Below are 17,574 nucleotides of genomic sequence, written 5' to 3'. Positions count from 1 at the left end.
GAGTGAGGAATTTTGAGTTTTGAATGCAAAATCTTTTTTAACTCCTAACTCCGAACTTCTAACTCCTATTAAGTTTTGAATACAAAATTTTCTTCAACTCGTAACTCCTAACTCCTAACTCCTAACTTTTTCACACAGCCTTCTTGCCCATAACGCGTAAGAATATCTTCTCCAATTCAATCCAGACAAACATTAAGGCACTGAAGCCAATACAAACTCCCAATTCTTGCAGAGTCAGGTAGTGAGTGCCAAAGAAGTCTCGCAGGGGTGGGACGTAAACTAGCATTAACTGTAAAATCGTGGTCACGACCACAGCCCCTAGTACAAATATATTAGAGAAGGGATTCATTTCGATAGTCAGTCGATTGTTGGAGCGAATGGCGATCGCATGACCCATTTGGGCAATACACAAGGTAGTAAATACCATTGTTTTCCAAGAGTCAGGATTTCCGGGATAACCAGCGGCATGGGTGTATTGATAAGCCCACCACATCAAAGCAATGGTGATAATGGCAAATATTATACCAATGCGAATCATGTAAGAACCCAATCCTCTGGCAAAAATACTTTCGCGGGGACTAAAAGGCGGACGTTTCATCACATCTGGTTCCGGGGGTTCCACAGCTAGTGCTAGGGCTGGCAAACCATCTGTTACCAAGTTCATCCACAGAATTTGCAAGGGGGTCAGGGGAACGCCTCCCAAACCGATCAAGGGGGCGGCGGCAATTGTCAGAACTTCGCCAATGTTACTGCCGAGGATGTATTTAATAAAGCGGCGGATATTGGTGTAAACCACTCTACCTTCCTTGGTAGCGGTGACAATGGTGGCGAAGTTGTCATCCAGTAACACCATATCGCTGGCTTCTTTACTCACATCCGTGCCAGTTATGCCCATTGCAATACCAATATCAGCTTGTTTGAGGGCTGGGGCATCATTAACGCCATCGCCTGTCATGGCCACAAATCTGCCACGGCGTTGCAGTGCTTGGACAATTCGCAGTTTGTGTTCTGGCGCGACTCTGGCATAGATGCTCACCAAATCAACGTTTTGCTCTAGTTCTTGGTCGCTCATGCGCTGCAATTCGTGACCTGTGAGCAATCTGTCATCTTCTTTGGCAATTCCTAAATCCGTGGCGATCGCTCGTGCTGTTAACTGGTGGTCACCAGTAATCATGACTGGGCGAATTCCTGCTTCCCGACATTCTTGCACGGCTGCCCTAACTTCTGGACGTGGTGCATCTAGCATTCCCACTAATCCCAGCCAGACCAAATCTTGTTCGGATGTTTCGTCTGAACCTTCTGGTGGAATCTCCGCTAGGGGTTTGTAGGCAAAACCTAGCACCCGCAAACCTTTACTTGCCATTTTGTCGTTTTCTGCCAGAACTCTCTGACGTTGTTCTTCACTCAAGGCTGCCGAGCGATCGCCCAAATAAATCTTAGTGGAACGTCCTAAGATTAATTCTGGCGAACCTTTGGTAAACATTAAGTAAGATTCAGATTGTAAGAAGTTGGCAATGGCTGGGTCAACGGCATTCAAAGACCCTTCACCTGTAGCGACTTCCTGCACCTGAGAAATTACACTCATCCGTTTGCGTTCGGAGGAGAAAGGAAACTCGCTAACGCGGGGTAATTTACTATTCCACTGTTCTTTTTCAATTCCTGCTTTCCCCGCTAGGGTGACTAATGCCCCTTCTGTGGGATCTCCCAAAATCGCCCATTCGCCTTTTTCTTTTTGCAACACCGAATCATTACAAACAGCACAGGCTACTGACAAAGCTGAGATTTCTGGTGAGTCTTCTGGGGTAACTTTTTCACTACCTAAGAGAAAATCTCCTGTGGGGGCATAACCTTGTCCGGTGACACCAAAAGTTTTGTCATTGGTGAACACCGATTGCACCACCATTTTATTTTGAGTTAGGGTGCCTGTTTTATCAGAACAGATGGTGGTTACAGAACCTAATGTTTCTACGGCTGGTAGTTTGCGAATCAAAGCATTCTGGCGTACCATTCGCTGAGTTCCCAAGGCCAAAGTGACGGTAATTACAGCGGGCAGACCTTCTGGCACCACAGCAACCGCCATACTCAAGGAGACTTCCAAGAGTTCTTGGATATTGCTAAAACCTCTGGCTTGGATGACGCCGCCAATAACAACTATCGCCACGAGAATCAAAGAACCCGTAACTAGGACATTGCCCAGTTGAGTCATCCGTTGTTGTAAAGGCGTAGGTTCACTTTCCACCGACTGCAACATGGCAGCAATTTTGCCTAGTTCTGTTGTCATGCCGGTGTTGGTTACCAGAACCTTTGCCCGTCCTTGGACAACTTCAGTTCCTTGGAAGACCAAATTAATGCGATCGCCTAAATCTGTTTCTTCTGGTAAATTTAGTGTTGCCTGTTTGTTGACAGCTTCGGCTTCCCCAGTCAGTGCCGACTCTCGTACTTGTAAATTAGACTGTTCGATTAGCCTTCCATCTGCGGCTATCTGCATCCCGGCTTCCAGCAGCATCACATCTCCTGGGACTAGTTCCTTAGCTGCTACCTCCACTAATCTGGCGTCGCGGATGACTCGTACTAAGGGAGAGGTGAGTTTTTTCAAGGCTGCTAGGGCTTTTTCTGCACGGCTTTCTTGAACGTAGCCGAGTATGCCATTGAGGATAACGATCGCTAAGATAGCGATGGTATCTTTAAATGGCACCTCACCAGGCTTCAAGCTGCCCGACTGCCAAGCAATTAAGTCTAAAACCCCAGAAATCAGAGCTACGCCAATCAGCATCAACAACATAATGTTCTTGAACTGATCGAGCAGAATTTCCCAAGCACTGCGGCCACCATGTTCTTCGAGTTCGTTGGGGCCGTATTTTTGCAACCTTTGTTGAATATCTTCGCGTGTTAAGCCACTGTCTGCGTTACTATCAAGCAGGTCTAGCGCTTTATCAACTTCTAAACTATGCCAAACGGCGGCACCTTCAGGCAGAGAATTAGCAGACATCGTGTAAGTCACAGGAAATGGTTACAAAATTCGATCATAATCATAATTTAATGATGACTGGAAAACCATCTCCTAAAGTTACATTAAAGCAATACTAAATCTTATGAGTGTAGAGGCCATGCTTTTGATTTGCAAATTTCTCTTCCGTTGACATATGTGTGACATAAATGTGTTATTTCTTACGAAAGAGTTTTTTGAAACACATTGTACTGATAATTGTAAGTAATAGAAGCTTGAAGTTTGGCTACAGAGGATATGCCACAATAAATTTTAGGCTCCTATTGCTTGAACTTGCATCCAGTTTTTAGCCAGGATGCATGGTACTATCGCATTTCTAGATTTTGAATTTTGGATCGATGCGCTTGGCGCAGGGTGTAAAGGGATAAGGGTGTAGGGGAAACCCATCAATAATTTATTGAGGGGTTTGTTCAAAGGAGGCGCAAGTTTTTTCGGGCAAGCGATCCTCTCAAAAAATATTTGTTTGTCTGAACGACTGGTGTCAGAGGCTTGTAACTTCTGGGGTGTAGGAGTTTGGCACTCCCCTCATCCCTTACACCCCTACACCCTTACACCCTACACCCCTTTGTTGGTCAATTTGCCAGCCGGGTCTAGGTTTGTAGCAAACTTTTCCAAAGAAATTTGGAATTGCTTAAACGTGCTAAACCATTTAATAAATATTTAATATGAGTTTTGTACTCCCCACTTTGACTGCTAGCCAGATGTTTGGGCAAAAAACAATTCGACCGCTTACTGCTGCTACCCTGTGCGGTATTGCTTTCATTAAAGATAGCCTGATTGCCATTGACAGTCTCAAAGGGCATCTACTGGAGATCGATCCTACCTCTGACAACAGTAAAATTCTTAATCCGCATCAAGTTAAGGAATTTACTGATGTTACTGGTTTAGCGATATGGGAAGACACACTGTGGGTGAGCCGCGACCATAACGTTTATTTGTGCAAGTTGAATGCTTTAGGTCTGGAACATTTCGTCACATTGCCTTATCCAGCTGACGGCGTTGCTGTCTGGGAAACAACAGTCTACATCAGCTGCCAAAGGTTAGGCTACATTTTGATTTTCGATCGCGAAAGTCGAAAAGAAATTACCAGGTTTTATGCCCCTGGAGTTGGGATAGAAAATTTGGCAGTCAGTGAGGAAATGTTGTGGATTTGCGATCGCACAGAACAAACAGTTTACGCGATGGATAGGGCCACTGGAGAAGTTCAATTTAGCGTTCTGACGCCCTTTGAATCGCCTACAGGCATAGCAATACATAAAGATGGCGAAACAGGCAAAGAAAGTCTCTATGTCGCCTATGCCTCGGAGGAGCCATATATCCGGGATAACCCAAATGCTGACCCGAATCATGAGCTAACCTACCGCGATCGCACTTTTATTCACCCGCTGTATTATCATTACGAGCCAGATAAGCGCTATGCCCTGTCTAATGGCTATCTTATTGAAATGTCCTATGCTGAAGAAATTGCGCCCTTAGATGAGGTTTATTTACCGGATGTAGAATGGCGCATTGCTCTACCATCGGAAACAGAACGTCAAAAGCTCAAACACGTTGAACCCATTGGCCTTCCCTTCACCGAAGAAGTGATAGATGGTCAACGTGTAGCAGTATTTAAATTTGATGCCCTCACCCCAGGCGAACGCCATATATTTGGTTGGAAAGCTCTTTTAGAAGTTCGCAATATTAAGTATCGCATCACACCCAAAGATGTGGAAGATATACCCGAACTTTCACCAGAATTGCAAAGCCGCTACCTAGTGGACGACGACGACTTAGCAATGGATACTACCATTGTCCGCCGTGCCGCCAGAGAAGCAATTGGATCTGAAACCAATCTGTTGCGGAAAATGTATAGTATCCGTAATTATGTTTACGATGAGCTATCTTATGGTATTAAGCCTTATATAGATACGCCAGATGTAGTTTTAGAACGCGGCGTTGGTTCCTGTGGCGAGTATGTAGGCGTTTTACTCGCTCTATGCCGTTTAAATGGCATTCCCTGTCGCACAGTTGGCAGGTATAAATGTCCGCCTAACGGCGAACACCAAGGCGTACCGCTACAACCTGATTTTAATCACGTTTGGCTGGAGTTCTACGTACCGAATTTTGGTTGGTTACCAATGGAATCAAATCCCGATGATGTCGGTCAGGGGGGCCCATATCCCACACGCTTTTTTATGGGCTTGTGCTGGTATCACATTGAAATTGGTAAGGGTATCACTTTTGAAACTGTAACTAGTCAAGGTGCGCGGTTGACAAAAGAAGATATTCCCATTGGGGATTTGGCAATCAATCATATTCGGTTCACAATTCTTAAAGAATTGCCACCTTTTTAAATTTGGGCATTGGGCACTTGTACTGAGCGTAGTCGTTGGCGCAGCCTCTCGCTCCAGAAGTATGGGGCAGGGGGCATTGGGCATGAGAAGAGGACAAGGGGGACAAGGAGGACAAGGTAGCAATCTTTCTTACTTGTCTCCCCCATCTCCCACATCTCCCTCTTCCCATGCCCCATGCCAAAAATATTAGCTATTCACTCTTAAACTGGGCAATGGATACGATTGATGCTGCTTGAAATCGGCAAACTCGCAAATAGAATTAAATGGACAAAAGCGGCAGTGCGAACCAGGATTCGGGGGGAAGATTTTACTAAAATTAGTCGTTTCTTCTTGATAATTTTGTAAATCGCGCTGGTGTTTGTGGGCAATATTAGCTAACTCAAATTTTAAGGATTCTAACTCACTATTATTGATGCTAATTAGCTCGGATTTTTTACAAATCTCTAAATTATAAAATGAAGCTACAGCTTGTCTACCAGGATATAGATAACGAGCTGCTAATAAATAAACTAAAGCTTGTCTTCGGTCAAAAGCTGATTTTCCAGTTTTGAAATCTAAAATATGTAAAGTGCGATCGCTCTCAATAAAAACGCAGTCCATTGCCGCATATAAGCGAAAGCAAGAATCTTGTTGTTCAATGACAATCGGCTTCGGAAAACCTTCATCGCCGGGAGTTAATTGGATAATATTTTTATCCAATAGCAACGGCGCATCATGATATTTTTTCAAAATTTGCAGCACTCGTTGTCGAACTTGTTCGCTTGAACTGGCTAATTTTAGCAGCTGTGCAACTTTTTCTACACCATCCGATCGCTGTAGGAGGTGTCTGTGATTATGAAACTCATAAACGCCTTTTTGGGCAAGTATGCCAATCCGCTGGGGTGCGGTGGCTTTCGCTAATAGTGCTTTGACTTGTGGTTCGTTTTGCCGCGCTTTGATAAACCCCCGTCTCATCTGGCAATGCCAGCGTTCTTGCCCTGACGCTGGGGCAACTAAAGACCAAAGGTGATAACTGGCAAAAGGTCGATCGGGGATTGACATTGCTCCAAAACAGTGAGAGAAAGTACGGTGGGAAAAACTATGTTCGGCAGTTTCCGCCGAACATAACTCCGGAGGATACTTGCTGCTACACACGCTTTGCGGGAAGCTTTTAATAGTACTGATGATGTACGGGAGCAAGTGGCAAAAATGAGCGCTAGTAGCAATTCCAGCAAGATAAAATTTGGTACCGATGGATGGCGAGGCATTATTGCCGATGACTTTACTTTCCCCAATGTGCGGAAAGTAACAAGAGCGATCGCCAGTTACCTCGAAACAGCCTATACAAAAGATAGACCAGTACTTATAGCCTACGATACTCGGTTTTTAGCTGACCAGTTTGCCCGCACAGCAGCCCAAGTCTTGGCAGATTTGGGTTGGACTGTGAAAATTACCGATCGGGATTGTCCCACACCAGTAATTGCCTACAACGCCCGTCACTTAAATTCCGCTGGGGCGTTAATGTTTACTGCTAGCCATAATCCAGCACCATACTGTGGAATTAAATATATCCCTGATTATGCTGGACCTGCCACTCCAGAGATTACTGATACTATTGTGGCAAATATAGAAAGTGCATCGGATGAACTGCCTAGTAGCAACCGATCCGATTTAATTTCTACTTTCGATCCCAAGCCAGATTACCTGGAATTTATCTATACCCTACTGGATGTAGAAAAAATTAAGAGCGCTAATTTAAAAGTAAAATACGATGCTCTCTATTCTACTTCTCGCGGTTATTTAGATGAAGTTTTGCAACATAGTGGTGTTCAGTTAGAAAGTTTCCACACTTGGAGGGATGTATTATTTGGCGGCGGAATGCCAGAACCCAAAGGAGAACAATTAGTTGAGTTAGTAGAAGCAGTAGTGAAGGATCGTGCCGATTTGGGTTTGGCCACAGATGGAGATAGCGATCGCTTTGGTATTGTTGATGAACAAGGTACTGTCCTCACTCCGAATACTGTGCTGTTAGTTTTAGCACGACATTTAATCAAAAATAAAGGTAAAAGCGGCGCCATTGTTCGCACTGTGGCTACAACCCACCTGCTGGATAACTTTGCAGCTAAATATGGGCTGCAAATTTATGAAACACCAGTAGGCTTTAAATACATCGGTGAAAAAATGCGGGAAACTGCCGTACTGATTGGTGGGGAAGAATCAGGCGGATTAAGTGTAATTGGGCATATTCCCGAAAAAGACGGTGTTTTAGCGGATATGCTAGTGGCAGAAGCCATTGCTTATGAAGGTAAACCCCTAAGTCAGCTAGTGAAAGAAGCGATCGCTGAAGCTGACGGCCCGCTTTACAATACCCGTCTTGACTTACACCTCACCGAGTCTCACAAAACCGCTGTTATCGACTCCTTCACCAAAAATCCACCCACAGAGGTAGCCGGAATTAAAGTCAAGGAAGTCGGGCGTAAAGATGGTATCAAACTCTATTTAGAAGAAGGTAGCTGGGTACTGCTGCGTCCTTCCGGTACAGAACCCTTGGTGCGCGTTTACCTAGAAACCAACTCTCCCGAAAAACTCACCCAAATCTCTCAAGAGATGGAAAGTGTCATTGCTAAGCTAGAAGCAGTAGCAGTTTAATTCAATCAGAGTTAGGGGTTAAGAGTTATAAGTTAAGAGTTAGGAGTTAGGAGTTAAGAGTTGTAAATTCGCAATTCTTAACTTTTCACTCTTGTTAAGAGTTATGAATGATGAGTTCTGAATTAATAACTCCAAACTTCTAACTCCAAACTGCTGACTCCTAACTCCTAACTTTTATTAAGATATGAAAACTTTAGCTCCTTTATTGACAATCCTAGTTGTAGCTGTTTGGGTAGTGGCGATCGCAATTATTTCAGTTCAAAATGCCACACCAGTATCGTTAAAATTCTTAACATTTCAATCAATACAAATACCAGCAGGTTTAGTTTTAGCTTTTAGTGCAGTTATAGGATTAATTGGTACGGCACTGCTGCAACCCCTCTGGAACCTTGGTGGTTATGGACAGGGTAATTCTCGATTAGAAGACGATGCCGAATTTTTTGTTGATGATGAAGATTTTTGAGGATTGAAAAGCTGTGCAGTACCAAAACATTATTACAATCGAGCCAGGGAAGTGAGGTGGCAAGCCTTGTATTCGAGGAATGCGAATTACCGTATACGATGTTTTTCTTATCTGGCCTCTGGCATGACCTACGAGGAAGTGCTTGATGATTTTCCTTATTTGACACAAGAGGATATATTAGCTTGCCTAAGCTATGCTGCCGATAGAGAACGGCAAATGCTGACAATCCAAGCATGAAGTTATTGTTTGACTCGCTAATCTGGATACCGCTTTGACGTGTGCAGAACCCGAAGAATTTCTACTGACTCTTCTTTGACTCGATAAATAACAATATAAGGCGTGCTAGAAATTACTAGCTCCCTCGTACCTTCTATACGTCCAGGTCGCCCCATAAAAGGGTAATTCTCAAGTTGACTAACAGCAAGTTGAATCCTCAATATTACTTCCTGTGCTGCTTCTGGATTCTCTTTCGAGATGTAACTATGGGCTTGTTCCAAGTTCCGAAGCGCACGGCGCAGCCACTTAATCCGCATTAGTTAGTCTTGCAAAAATTGCTTTTACTTCTTCATCACTGGCAAAATCTCCAGCATCCGCTTCAGTAATCCCGCTTTGAATCTGATCGATTTGCCATTGATACATTTCAACATAAGCAGCTACCGCCTCATTAAGTACGTAGCTGCGATCGCGGTTGATTCCAGATGCGATCGCATCAAGCGCAGCTTTCTTATCGCTATCTATCCGAAACGTAATGTTTTCTTTGCTCATGGTTCTGTCAAATCAATCTATCTTGCATAATATCATATTGCAATACGTAGTAATGCAAAGATAGTGGTGTTCGCTATTTTCTCAAAGTGCTTGTTGCCTGTAAGCTTGGTAATACATGAAAAAAGCCTGCGCTGACAGGCTTTTTTGGAAAGTTTTAAGAGAGCGATCGCACTTCTATAAAATTAAAATGTCCATTCATGATCTGGATCGTCAAGGGCAGCGCGAACAGAAGCTAAATTTGCAAGTTCTTTGAATGGGCTGGATTTAGCTATTTCTGTAATTGAGTTTAAGGTAAGGGCTAGTTGTTCATTATTGCCGGATGCGATCGCACTATCAACAACAGCAAATAAAGCGCGAAAGTTTTTTGCACGTTCATCAAAAGAGCGATCTAAATACGCCATCAGCAAATCTCGCTGGGCATTAATCTTGGTGATTGTTTCTTTTTCCCAAGCATCAATCTCTCGTCTGTTTGTCTGTTCCTCTTCAGCAACCTTAAGGTAATCGGTGTAAGCTGAAACCATTTGCTGTAAGCATTCAGCAGGATTAATAAATTCTTTGACTACTTTGACCGACATTCCTATTGATCTCCCAAAGTAGAATACTTGGCTTGGATAGTTAAAGTAGCAGGGTTTAACAGTCCTTCATTATTTAAAATAGGAATTTTCATAATTTCTGCAAGTGCTTTAATTAAAAGTGCTACCTCTTGAAATTTTCTAGCATCGCGATCGCGATTAAAAGGTTGAGCTTCAAGCTGCTCAAGTACAGATTTAGCACGGCTGTTTAAATTACACACTAAATTAGCAAGTTCCACTGTTCGCCGTTTAACCTGTAATAGAAAATCTTGAGCTGCTTCAATATTGGCAATTTCTATGTTTACCCTAGCTTCGTACTCTCGTGCTTTAGTCAAAGCTTCCTCACCCTTACCAGCAAGTTGAAAACCTCCAACCATCAACGCTGGGCCGAGCGTGATACCTCCCAATACAGCACCACCAACCGCCATACTAGTACCACCACCTAACCAAGTTATGGCTCCAGTCCAAGCCGCAGCACCACTAACTTGTGAAATAGCGACTTCACCAGCCCACAATCCAAAGAACTTGGAAACAGTAACAGTACCTACACTTCTTGCTAAAGTAATTGCACTAGAACCTGCTGCTGAGGCTGCAACGGCCGCTGATACACCACCTTTCACCCACTGTTCAGCTTTGATAACTTCTGTTTTGTACTCCTGAATTTGTTGAGTGGAGATGTCTAAGCCAGTTAGAATATCCAGATTGTTTTGGGAAGCTCGCTGACCAATTCTCTCAATAAAAGCTATAAAACGTGAAATTGTACCCTGCTTAATACGAAGTTGCATTTGACCATAGGTTTCTGCTGACTGGTTGGTAATTTCCCAGGCTGCTTTTAAGTTTTGCAAGCTACTTTCGTATTTTTGTTGAGCCTGTTCACCAATTTCTTTTGCCTGATTCATATTGCTAATGCCTTCAGCACCTTTTAGCGCTCCAAAAGCTCCAGTAGCCAAAGCAGCAGCACCCAAAATCAGTGGAATCATGAAATACTCCTGATTGTGATTAGTATTTGGTTAGTTCTTGTCTACGGTTTAAACATGAAAACAAGGCATCACCTTATACTTATTTTTCCCTGAGATACTTAGTAATAAACATTAAAAAGGTATAAATTTGATTGCGTAATGAATATAGTTGACAATCCTTTTCGTCTTAAGTGCGATCGCTGGTCAACTAGAAGAAAACAGTAAAATAGTCAGCAGGGCTTTTTGAGGGCAGCATAACGGCCATGACTAAGTTACTTGAACAAGCGATCGCACGAGTAAAACAGCTTCCTGAAACTGAGCAAGATGCCATTGCTGCGCTTATTCTCAAAGAACTAGAAGACTATGGAGAGGATCGGTATATAGGTATTGGGCTACTGGATGGAAGAATTGTAGTAATTGTTTACACCGAACCTGGTGAAGAAATAGTTCGTATCATCTCATTAAGAAAAGCACTGTCTCACGAACGAAAACGCTATGACCAATACCTCAAAAACCGATTGGGCTAGAATCGATGCTATGAGTGACGAGGACATCGATACCTCAGATATTCCACCTTTGTCAGAAGAATTTTTTGCTAAAGCACAATTACGAATGCCCAAGTCACCTGTAAAAATTACAATTCAGATAGATCCTGAAACTTTTGCTTGGTTCAAAGCACAGGGAGAGACTGCCGAACAGCAGATGTCTGTAGCATTAAAGATTTATGCAGAGGCACACAAAGCTTATCCTGGCTCTCAAGGGCTGTCAACCTAACAAGCTACATTTGGCAGTTTTGAGGTAGTTCTAGCTTTAGATAATCAATGAATTCCAGAATTTCTGTATCAGTAAGTTGTAAACGCGATCGCTTGCCATATTTTTGCTGCAAATACTCCCTACCTTGTTCTGGAGTCCAATTTAATTGTGCTAAATATCTGTCAGTTTGAGCTATTAAAACTGCATGGACTTCTGAAGGGGTTGTATTAGTAGATAATTGTATTGCTTCTTGATTTAAATTTTGAAGAGAATTAATTTTTAAACTTACTTTTTCTCCTAAAGCTTGCCAGTCAATTTCCCTGTGTCCATCCCAACTAACACCCACAGACTGATAAGTAACTGGATCGTAAATACTACAAAAAACCACATTACTATCGCCTGGGCTAACAGAAATAGTCAGCGGGCTGCGTAGTTGTTGATAAATCAGGACATCTAACGATAACAACAAACTTTTAGAAAAGTAAGATTCACTTCCTGAACGAATAATATAAGGTTTATCTGCTAAAATATATAAATCATTTTTTTCAACTATTTTAAATTTAGTTTCAACCTTTTTATAAGTTTCTATCTTCGTAATTACTCCAGTTAAAGCTCTCTCATAAATCGGGATGCGTTTTTCATCTTCAGATAGCATATACCAACAGTGATCGGCTTCTCTGCTAACAAAGACATATTGAGGTTTGGGAATAGCTCCGAATCCTAATTTAACTTCCATATTTTTAATGAAGATTTTTGTAAATAGATTTATTTGCGAACAAGGATTAACAATTTACACCATCAAGCGATGAATTACCTTGTAAATATAATTCCCTGGCCAACAAGCAAATTAACAACACAAGTATTTAGATTTTTTCAAAAATAAAATTGGATTCCTATATCAACTCTTCTCAACTCTTTATCTCTGCGCCTCTGCGTGAGACAAATTCATTCTGAAATTTATACTAATGGCCTTTAGTTTAGATATCTTAATATTTCTTCACTAGTACCTATTTATTTTTGATCCAGCCTAGAAATTTCAAGAATTTTAGAAAATATTTGTCAATTTAATAATATTTTACAAAATCAGACTAACTTGCTCTCAAGCAGCAATTAAATGGTGTTGGCTACCGTCTGAAAGTTGCGAATTTAGAGCAGATTTTAAATTTCAGTGGTATTTGCAACATAGGGCTGCATATACCTCCGTCTACCCTTGGCACTGCGCCCCAATCCTTTGAAAACACCTTGTATGAGAATCAGCTAATTCTATGAAAACCATTTAAAAAAGGGAATTACAGCTTTTTGTATTTTGTAACTTTTTTTATAAAAATAGTTAATAAAAAGCTTTTAAAAAAGATTTTTACGTTTATATAAGTCTTTTAAGGTCATTTAAGCCTAAATAATCATTTTTAAAATCGCTGTCACAAAATAGCAAGGTTTTACAAATTAAGGACCACTTTCTTTTCTATGTAATTTGCCCAATAATGGCATCCAGACACCTCACGCATCGCCGTCTCAGGCTGGGTGAAGGAAAATGTTTGAGCCACAAGTTTGATAAGAAGCTATAAGAGGCAAACAACAGTGAAACTAGCAGTCTACGGAAAAGGTGGTATTGGCAAATCCACAACTAGCTGTAACATATCCGTCGCCCTAGCTAAACGTGGCAAGAAAGTGCTGCAAATTGGCTGCGACCCAAAACATGACAGCACCTTCACCCTGACAGGGTTTTTAATTCCCACAATTATTGACACTCTCCAAGAAAAAGATTATCACTACGAAGATGTCTGGCCAGAAGACGTGATTTACAAAGGCTACGGTGGTGTTGATTGCGTAGAGGCTGGTGGGCCGCCTGCGGGTGCGGGATGTGGCGGTTATGTAGTTGGCGAGACAGTAAAATTACTGAAAGAACTCAATGCTTTTGATGAGTACGATGTAATTTTGTTTGACGTTCTCGGCGACGTAGTTTGCGGTGGATTTGCAGCACCACTCAACTATGCAGATTACTGCCTGATTGTTACTGACAATGGCTTTGATGCGTTATTTGCTGCTAATCGCATTGCTGCTTCAGTGCGGGAGAAAGCACGAACTCACCCATTGCGTTTAGCTGGGTTAATTGGCAATCGCACCTCGAAGCGCGACTTAATTGAAAAATATATAGAAGCTGTGCCAATGCCAGTTCTAGAGGTTTTACCTTTAATTGAAGATATCCGCGTTTCTCGCGTTAAAGGTAAGACTTTGTTTGAAATGGCAGAGCAAGATCCTTCCCTGGACTACGTTTGCGATTACTATCTCAACATTGCCGATCAAATTTTGGCGCGTCCCGAAGGCGTTGTACCTAACGACTCACCAGATCGTGAATTGTTCTCTTTGTTGTCCGATTTTTATCTAAATCCGGGTAAACCCCAGGTTGCTAATTCCGAAGAGGAACTAGACTTGATGATTGTATAAATCACCAAGTTCTCAGGATGGGGGACAATAACATGGCATTCTTTCACAGTTTTACAGATTCATTAAAGCAGAAGTGGTTGCAATTTTTTCAAACAAATCGGGACTGGATTACGCTGCACATGGAAGTGGAATCAGTCTACACGCCTGATGGCGGGAAGCGACCACCTTCTTACCTCATCCTGGGAGTAGTCAACGCCCTAGAACCAAAGTTAGCGCAATTGATGTTGCCCTTTGCCAAGCTTAATCCTGATGCTGATACCCTGATTGAAGTGCTGGATTTGCATTTTGACCCAGATTTTGCTCTCGGTAATCGCTTCCAAGTCACACCAGAACAAGAGAATTATGTGCATAATGCCGTAGTTGCCATTGATGAAAGACTTGAAGATGAAACATTGACACATTCCCATACAAATGGCTTTGAGTCGGTGGCAGTAGCTCAACAGTTCACAATGGTGGATTCCGATGATGAAAATCTGGCGTTAAGCGAGGCTCAGGAAAGTGAAAATGGCTTTGGTGATATTTCCTTATCCAATGACGAAGGCTTAAAAGATGAGCCACTCCAAACCTCTAGTCTAGAAGCAGATGAGTTTGGGGAAATTACTTTCGATGCAACAACAGCTGCAATAGAAGTAAAGCTGGATGACCAGGCACTTGAAGATAGTCCATTAGACGAGAATGCGTTTAGTGACGTGCTATCAGATGTCTGGGGTGATGAAACATCACTGCAAAAGGCTGAAGAAAATAATGATTTGTTAGGGGAAGAACTGCCAGCTGGCGTTTTTGATGAATCCGAAATTGCCCGTCTCTTCCCCAACGCTTAATTACTCAGTTAGGAGTAAAAAAAGTTATGAGTGAAAAAAAGTTAAGAGTTAGGAGTTAGGAGTTAGGAGTTAAAAAGTTAGGAGTTAGTAATAAAAACTCATAACTTACAACTCATAATTCATAATTCATAATTCATAACTTACAACTCCTAACTTAATGACTCCTAACTGGAAAAATCAAGGGGAGAAAAAACCAAAATGACTGTCGCTCAACAACCAGAAGCTTTAAACTTTGAGTGTGAAACTGGGAATTACCATACCTTTTGCCCAATCAGCTGCGTGGCGTGGTTATATCAAAAAATTGAAGATAGTTTCTTTTTGGTGATTGGGACAAAAACTTGTGGCTACTTCCTGCAAAATGCAATGGGGGTGATGATTTTTGCTGAACCCCGCTATGCAATGGCTGAGTTGGAAGAGGGGGATATTTCGGCACAGCTGAATGATTATGAAGAGTTAAAGCGGTTGTGTTTGCAGATTAAACGCGATCGCAATCCTAGTGTAATTGTCTGGATTGGCACTTGCACCACTGAAATTATCAAAACAGATTTAGAAGGTTTAGCACCAAAACTCGAATCCGAAATTGGTATCCCCATCGTTGTGGCGCGTGCAAACGGTCTAGATTACGCCTTCACCCAAGGAGAAGACACCGTATTAGCTGCAATGGCTAATCGTTGTCCTGATAAGGCTCCGGTGGCGGAAACAGAGAAAACTGAACGCAATGCGATCGCTAAATTGCTAAACTTCGGCAAGAAGAAAGAAGATGTCGTCCAAGAAGAATCTGAGTACGTAGACCACCCACCCTTAGTTCTCTTTGGTTCCCTTCCCGACCCAGTGGTTACTCAGTTAACCTTGGAACTGAAGAAACAAGGCATCAAAGTTTCTGGCTGGCTACCCGCTAAACGCTTCACTGAACTGCCAGTACTGGAAGAAGGGTATTATGTCGCTGGTGTCAACCCCTTCCTCAGCCGCACAGCTACAACTTTAATGCGCCGCCGCAAGTGTAAACTTATCGGCGCACCGTTCCCCATTGGCCCCGATGGTACCCGCGCTTGGATTGAGAAAATCTGCTCGGTGTTCGGTATTACTCCCAAAGGTTTGGATGAACGGGAAGCCCAAATTTGGGAAAGCCTGGAAGATTACGTGAAACTGATTCGCGGTAAGTCTGTTTTCTTCATGGGTGATAACTTGCTGGAAATCTCCCAAGCACGGTTTTTGGTGCGCTGTGGGATGACGGTTCACGAAATTGGCATTCCTTACATGGATAAACGCTATCAAGCTGCTGAGTTGGCGCTACTGGAGAAAACTTGCCAGGAAATGGGTTCGCCTCTGCCAAAGATTGTGGAAAAGCCGGATAATTACAATCAACTCCAGCGAATTTATGAGTTGAAACCAGATTTGGTAATTACTGGTATGGCTCATGCTAACCCGTTGGAAGCACGCGGTATTAATACAAAATGGTCTGTGGAGTTCACTTTTGCCCAAATTCACGGCTTTACAAATGCGCGTGACATGTTAGAGTTGGTGACTCGTCCGTTGCGTCGGAATAATAATTTGAAAGATTTAGGTTGGGAAAAGTTGGTGAAGGAAGAAGCGAAGATTTAAAATTTGGGTTTTTATTGAGCAACACCATAAGACTATATGAGTGGGGGCGAACTTTTGGGTTCGTCCTTTTTTTTACGAACCGCAGAGGCGCAGAGGACGCAGAGAAAGAATTGAGAATAGTTGAAACTGCTAAGATTTGTTTATTAGTGTTAGTTTTTTAGTTGTAGATATCATGGAAATTACAAAATTGTCTCCTCAAGGACAAGTAATTATTCCCCAATGTTTGCGGGAAGCTCATCAATGGGAAGTAGGTCAAGAATTTATGATTATTAATATAGGTAATGGAATTCTTTTAAAGCCTAATAAACCTTTTACAGAAACTAAATTAGATGATGTAGCAGGGTGTTTAAAATATCAAGCTCAACCTAAAACTATTGATGATATAGATAGTGCAATTCGCCAAGGTATAGAGGAATCCTGATTTAAAAGTAGAAAACTGGCTCAAACCTGATTAAAAAAGCTAACAAGTTTCTATTCCCTAACTCTAGAACTCACCATGACTCAAAAAAACTATCAACTCTCCTTAACCTTCGAGCAAATTCTTAATCTTGTCTTACAACTTCCCGCACAAGAACAAGAACAACTTATTCAAGAAATAAAGAAAACCTCTTCAAATAATAAAGATGAAGATTTACTTAGTGTTTTTGACAGAATCGGCAGAAATGCTCAAGCCAAAGGATTAACCGAAGAAACTCTAGAAGAATTACTCGCCGATGAATCATAAACTAATTGTCATTGACACAAATGTTTTACTGAGTGCAGCCCTAAGTCCTAATGGAACAGCCCGTAAAGCCCTAGAGAAAGCCTATAAAGAATTCAAAATTGCTCAAAGCAATGAAACTTATCAAGAATTAAACACACGAATTTACAAACGTAAGTTCGATAAATATATCTCAGATGAAGACCGACAAGATTTTTTGGATGTAGTTAAAAAATACAGTCAATTTATAGAAATAAAATCTCAAATAAATATGTGTAGAGATCCAGATGACAACAAATTGTTAGAACTTGCTAAAGATGCCAATGCAAAATTTTTAGTCACAGGAGATCAAGACCTTTTATCACTCAAAACCCTAGCCGAATATCAAAACCAGATTATTACTCCCAAAGACTTTATTGACCTTGATTAATTCATCTTTAATCCAATACAGTTCAGTTAAGTATTTCTTTCTTCTTTTTGCGTCCTTCTCTAACGAGACGCTGCGCGTTGGCGGTAGCCTGCG

General features: G+C 42.0%; 19 protein-coding genes and 1 pseudogene. 13 read left to right on the top strand and 7 right to left on the bottom strand.

Annotated elements, in window-relative coordinates; all coding sequences use genetic code 11:
* Positions 1 to 130 precede the first annotated feature (130 nt).
* Positions 131 to 2,989, bottom strand: coding sequence for a cation-translocating P-type ATPase (locus tag H6H03_RS08500; RefSeq protein ID WP_190954695.1), 2,859 nt, complete (start codon positions 2,987 to 2,989; stop codon positions 131 to 133).
* Between the two features lie 683 nt (positions 2,990 to 3,672).
* Between H6H03_RS08500 and H6H03_RS08495 the strand changes: the two genes are divergently transcribed.
* Together H6H03_RS08495 and H6H03_RS41185 are read left to right on the top strand one after the other, a co-directional pair.
* Positions 3,673 to 5,343, top strand: a complete 1,671-nt coding sequence (locus H6H03_RS08495) for a transglutaminase-like domain-containing protein (RefSeq protein WP_190954694.1) — start codon at positions 3,673 to 3,675, stop codon at positions 5,341 to 5,343.
* A 61-nt stretch (positions 5,344 to 5,404) separates the two neighbouring features.
* Positions 5,405 to 5,533 carry a hypothetical protein gene (locus H6H03_RS41185; protein ID WP_277926141.1) on the top strand — a complete coding sequence of 43 codons (129 nt, stop codon included), beginning with the start codon at positions 5,405 to 5,407 and terminating at the stop codon, positions 5,531 to 5,533.
* Here the strand turns inward: H6H03_RS41185 and H6H03_RS08490 are convergent.
* Entirely contained in the window at positions 5,530 to 6,384 is an 855-nt protein-coding gene (locus H6H03_RS08490; protein WP_190954693.1) for a PD-(D/E)XK nuclease family protein, read from the bottom strand. The genes H6H03_RS41185 and H6H03_RS08490 overlap by 4 nt on opposite strands.
* A gap of 147 nt (positions 6,385 to 6,531) precedes the next feature.
* On the opposite strand from H6H03_RS08490, the gene H6H03_RS08485 reads away from it, so the two are divergent.
* The 3 genes and pseudogenes from H6H03_RS08485 (at position 6,532) to H6H03_RS08475 (ending at position 8,671) form a co-directional block, all read left to right on the top strand.
* Positions 6,532 to 7,971, top strand: a complete 1,440-nt coding sequence (locus tag H6H03_RS08485; protein ID WP_190954692.1) for a phosphoglucomutase/phosphomannomutase family protein — start codon at positions 6,532 to 6,534, stop codon at positions 7,969 to 7,971.
* A 184-nt stretch (positions 7,972 to 8,155) separates the two neighbouring features.
* A complete protein-coding gene (locus tag H6H03_RS08480; RefSeq protein WP_190954691.1) occupies positions 8,156 to 8,434 on the top strand; it encodes a LapA family protein in 279 nt (92 codons plus the stop codon).
* Between the two features lie 70 nt (positions 8,435 to 8,504).
* A pseudogene (locus H6H03_RS08475) lies at positions 8,505 to 8,671 on the top strand (DUF433 domain-containing protein).
* A 17-nt stretch (positions 8,672 to 8,688) separates the two neighbouring features.
* On the opposite strand, the gene H6H03_RS08470 reads toward H6H03_RS08475, so the two are convergent.
* From H6H03_RS08470 to H6H03_RS08455, 4 genes are all read right to left on the bottom strand, one after another.
* The gene (locus tag H6H03_RS08470; protein WP_190954690.1) at positions 8,689 to 8,967 is read right to left on the bottom strand and encodes a type II toxin-antitoxin system RelE/ParE family toxin; all 279 of its coding nucleotides are present in this window, start codon (positions 8,965 to 8,967) and stop codon (positions 8,689 to 8,691) included.
* Positions 8,957 to 9,199, bottom strand: coding sequence for a CopG family ribbon-helix-helix protein (locus H6H03_RS08465; protein WP_185566578.1), 243 nt, complete (start codon positions 9,197 to 9,199; stop codon positions 8,957 to 8,959). The genes H6H03_RS08470 and H6H03_RS08465 overlap by 11 nt, the downstream gene beginning before the upstream one ends.
* 182 nt (positions 9,200 to 9,381) lie before the next feature.
* Positions 9,382 to 9,774 carry a hypothetical protein gene (locus H6H03_RS08460; RefSeq protein ID WP_190954689.1) on the bottom strand — a complete coding sequence of 131 codons (393 nt, stop codon included), beginning with the start codon at positions 9,772 to 9,774 and terminating at the stop codon, positions 9,382 to 9,384.
* Between the two features lie 2 nt (positions 9,775 to 9,776).
* Entirely contained in the window at positions 9,777 to 10,751 is a 975-nt protein-coding gene (locus H6H03_RS08455; RefSeq protein WP_190954688.1) for a hypothetical protein, read from the bottom strand.
* 242 nt (positions 10,752 to 10,993) lie between these two features.
* Here H6H03_RS08455 and H6H03_RS08450 point away from each other — a divergent pair, with 242 nt between their 5' ends.
* Together H6H03_RS08450 and H6H03_RS08445 are read left to right on the top strand one after the other, a co-directional pair.
* On the top strand, positions 10,994 to 11,257 hold the full coding sequence (locus H6H03_RS08450; RefSeq protein ID WP_190954687.1) for a BrnT family toxin: 264 nt from the start codon (positions 10,994 to 10,996) through the stop codon (positions 11,255 to 11,257).
* Positions 11,226 to 11,504: a BrnA antitoxin family protein gene (locus tag H6H03_RS08445; protein WP_190954686.1), complete on the top strand. Its 279-nt coding sequence runs from the start codon at positions 11,226 to 11,228 to the stop codon at positions 11,502 to 11,504. The genes H6H03_RS08450 and H6H03_RS08445 overlap by 32 nt, the downstream gene beginning before the upstream one ends.
* A 4-nt stretch (positions 11,505 to 11,508) precedes the next feature.
* Here the strand turns inward: H6H03_RS08445 and H6H03_RS08440 are convergent, their stop codons facing one another.
* A complete protein-coding gene (locus tag H6H03_RS08440; protein ID WP_190954685.1) occupies positions 11,509 to 12,219 on the bottom strand; it encodes a hypothetical protein in 711 nt (236 codons plus the stop codon).
* 842 nt (positions 12,220 to 13,061) lie between these two features.
* On the opposite strand from H6H03_RS08440, the gene bchL reads away from it, so the two are divergent.
* The 6 genes from bchL (at position 13,062) to H6H03_RS08410 (ending at position 17,481) form a co-directional block, all read left to right on the top strand.
* Complete coding sequence (gene bchL / locus H6H03_RS08435) at positions 13,062 to 13,928, top strand: ferredoxin:protochlorophyllide reductase (ATP-dependent) iron-sulfur ATP-binding protein (protein ID WP_073642093.1); 867 nt, start codon at positions 13,062 to 13,064, stop codon at positions 13,926 to 13,928.
* 32 nt (positions 13,929 to 13,960) lie between these two features.
* Positions 13,961 to 14,749, top strand: a complete 789-nt coding sequence (locus tag H6H03_RS08430; RefSeq protein ID WP_190954684.1) for a DUF5331 domain-containing protein — start codon at positions 13,961 to 13,963, stop codon at positions 14,747 to 14,749.
* Between the two features lie 198 nt (positions 14,750 to 14,947).
* A complete protein-coding gene (locus H6H03_RS08425) occupies positions 14,948 to 16,351 on the top strand; it encodes a ferredoxin:protochlorophyllide reductase (ATP-dependent) subunit N (RefSeq protein ID WP_190954683.1) in 1,404 nt (467 codons plus the stop codon).
* A 172-nt stretch (positions 16,352 to 16,523) separates the two neighbouring features.
* A complete protein-coding gene (locus tag H6H03_RS08420; protein ID WP_190954682.1) occupies positions 16,524 to 16,772 on the top strand; it encodes an AbrB/MazE/SpoVT family DNA-binding domain-containing protein in 249 nt (82 codons plus the stop codon).
* 75 nt (positions 16,773 to 16,847) lie between these two features.
* The gene (locus tag H6H03_RS08415; RefSeq protein ID WP_190875983.1) at positions 16,848 to 17,075 is read left to right on the top strand and encodes a hypothetical protein; all 228 of its coding nucleotides are present in this window, start codon (positions 16,848 to 16,850) and stop codon (positions 17,073 to 17,075) included.
* Positions 17,065 to 17,481, top strand: a complete 417-nt coding sequence (locus tag H6H03_RS08410; RefSeq protein WP_190954681.1) for a putative toxin-antitoxin system toxin component, PIN family — start codon at positions 17,065 to 17,067, stop codon at positions 17,479 to 17,481. Before H6H03_RS08415 ends, H6H03_RS08410 begins: the two co-directional genes overlap by 11 nt.
* The last annotated feature ends 93 nt before the right edge of the window (positions 17,482 to 17,574 follow it).

This window comes from Nostoc paludosum FACHB-159, from assembly GCF_014698835.1.
Classification (GTDB): Bacteria; Cyanobacteriota; Cyanobacteriia; order Cyanobacteriales; family Nostocaceae; genus Nostoc; species Nostoc paludosum.
This window is presented reverse-complemented; position numbering and strand designations above follow the sequence as displayed.

What these genes read in the sequence shown, in the direction of transcription:
- H6H03_RS08485 (WP_190954692.1), top strand. Translation starts at nt 6,532, where the DNA reads ATGAGCGCTAGTAGCAATTCCAGCAAGATAAAATTTGGTACCGATGGA.
- H6H03_RS08450 (WP_190954687.1), top strand. Translation starts at nt 10,994, where the DNA reads ATGACTAAGTTACTTGAACAAGCGATCGCACGAGTAAAACAGCTTCCT.
- H6H03_RS08470 (WP_190954690.1), bottom strand. Translation starts at nt 8,967, where the DNA reads ATGCGGATTAAGTGGCTGCGCCGTGCGCTTCGGAACTTGGAACAAGCC.
- H6H03_RS08455 (WP_190954688.1), bottom strand. Translation starts at nt 10,751, where the DNA reads ATGATTCCACTGATTTTGGGTGCTGCTGCTTTGGCTACTGGAGCTTTT.
- H6H03_RS08440 (WP_190954685.1), bottom strand. Translation starts at nt 12,219, where the DNA reads ATGGAAGTTAAATTAGGATTCGGAGCTATTCCCAAACCTCAATATGTC.
- H6H03_RS08410 (WP_190954681.1), top strand. Translation starts at nt 17,065, where the DNA reads ATGAATCATAAACTAATTGTCATTGACACAAATGTTTTACTGAGTGCA.
- H6H03_RS08445 (WP_190954686.1), top strand. Translation starts at nt 11,226, where the DNA reads ATGACCAATACCTCAAAAACCGATTGGGCTAGAATCGATGCTATGAGT.
- H6H03_RS08425 (WP_190954683.1), top strand. Translation starts at nt 14,948, where the DNA reads ATGACTGTCGCTCAACAACCAGAAGCTTTAAACTTTGAGTGTGAAACT.
- H6H03_RS08420 (WP_190954682.1), top strand. Translation starts at nt 16,524, where the DNA reads ATGGAAATTACAAAATTGTCTCCTCAAGGACAAGTAATTATTCCCCAA.
- H6H03_RS08480 (WP_190954691.1), top strand. Translation starts at nt 8,156, where the DNA reads ATGAAAACTTTAGCTCCTTTATTGACAATCCTAGTTGTAGCTGTTTGG.
- H6H03_RS08495 (WP_190954694.1), top strand. Translation starts at nt 3,673, where the DNA reads ATGAGTTTTGTACTCCCCACTTTGACTGCTAGCCAGATGTTTGGGCAA.
- H6H03_RS08460 (WP_190954689.1), bottom strand. Translation starts at nt 9,774, where the DNA reads ATGTCGGTCAAAGTAGTCAAAGAATTTATTAATCCTGCTGAATGCTTA.
- H6H03_RS41185 (WP_277926141.1), top strand. Translation starts at nt 5,405, where the DNA reads ATGGGGCAGGGGGCATTGGGCATGAGAAGAGGACAAGGGGGACAAGGA.
- H6H03_RS08490 (WP_190954693.1), bottom strand. Translation starts at nt 6,384, where the DNA reads ATGTCAATCCCCGATCGACCTTTTGCCAGTTATCACCTTTGGTCTTTA.
- H6H03_RS08430 (WP_190954684.1), top strand. Translation starts at nt 13,961, where the DNA reads ATGGCATTCTTTCACAGTTTTACAGATTCATTAAAGCAGAAGTGGTTG.
- H6H03_RS08415 (WP_190875983.1), top strand. Translation starts at nt 16,848, where the DNA reads ATGACTCAAAAAAACTATCAACTCTCCTTAACCTTCGAGCAAATTCTT.
- H6H03_RS08500 (WP_190954695.1), bottom strand. Translation starts at nt 2,989, where the DNA reads ATGTCTGCTAATTCTCTGCCTGAAGGTGCCGCCGTTTGGCATAGTTTA.
- H6H03_RS08465 (WP_185566578.1), bottom strand. Translation starts at nt 9,199, where the DNA reads ATGAGCAAAGAAAACATTACGTTTCGGATAGATAGCGATAAGAAAGCT.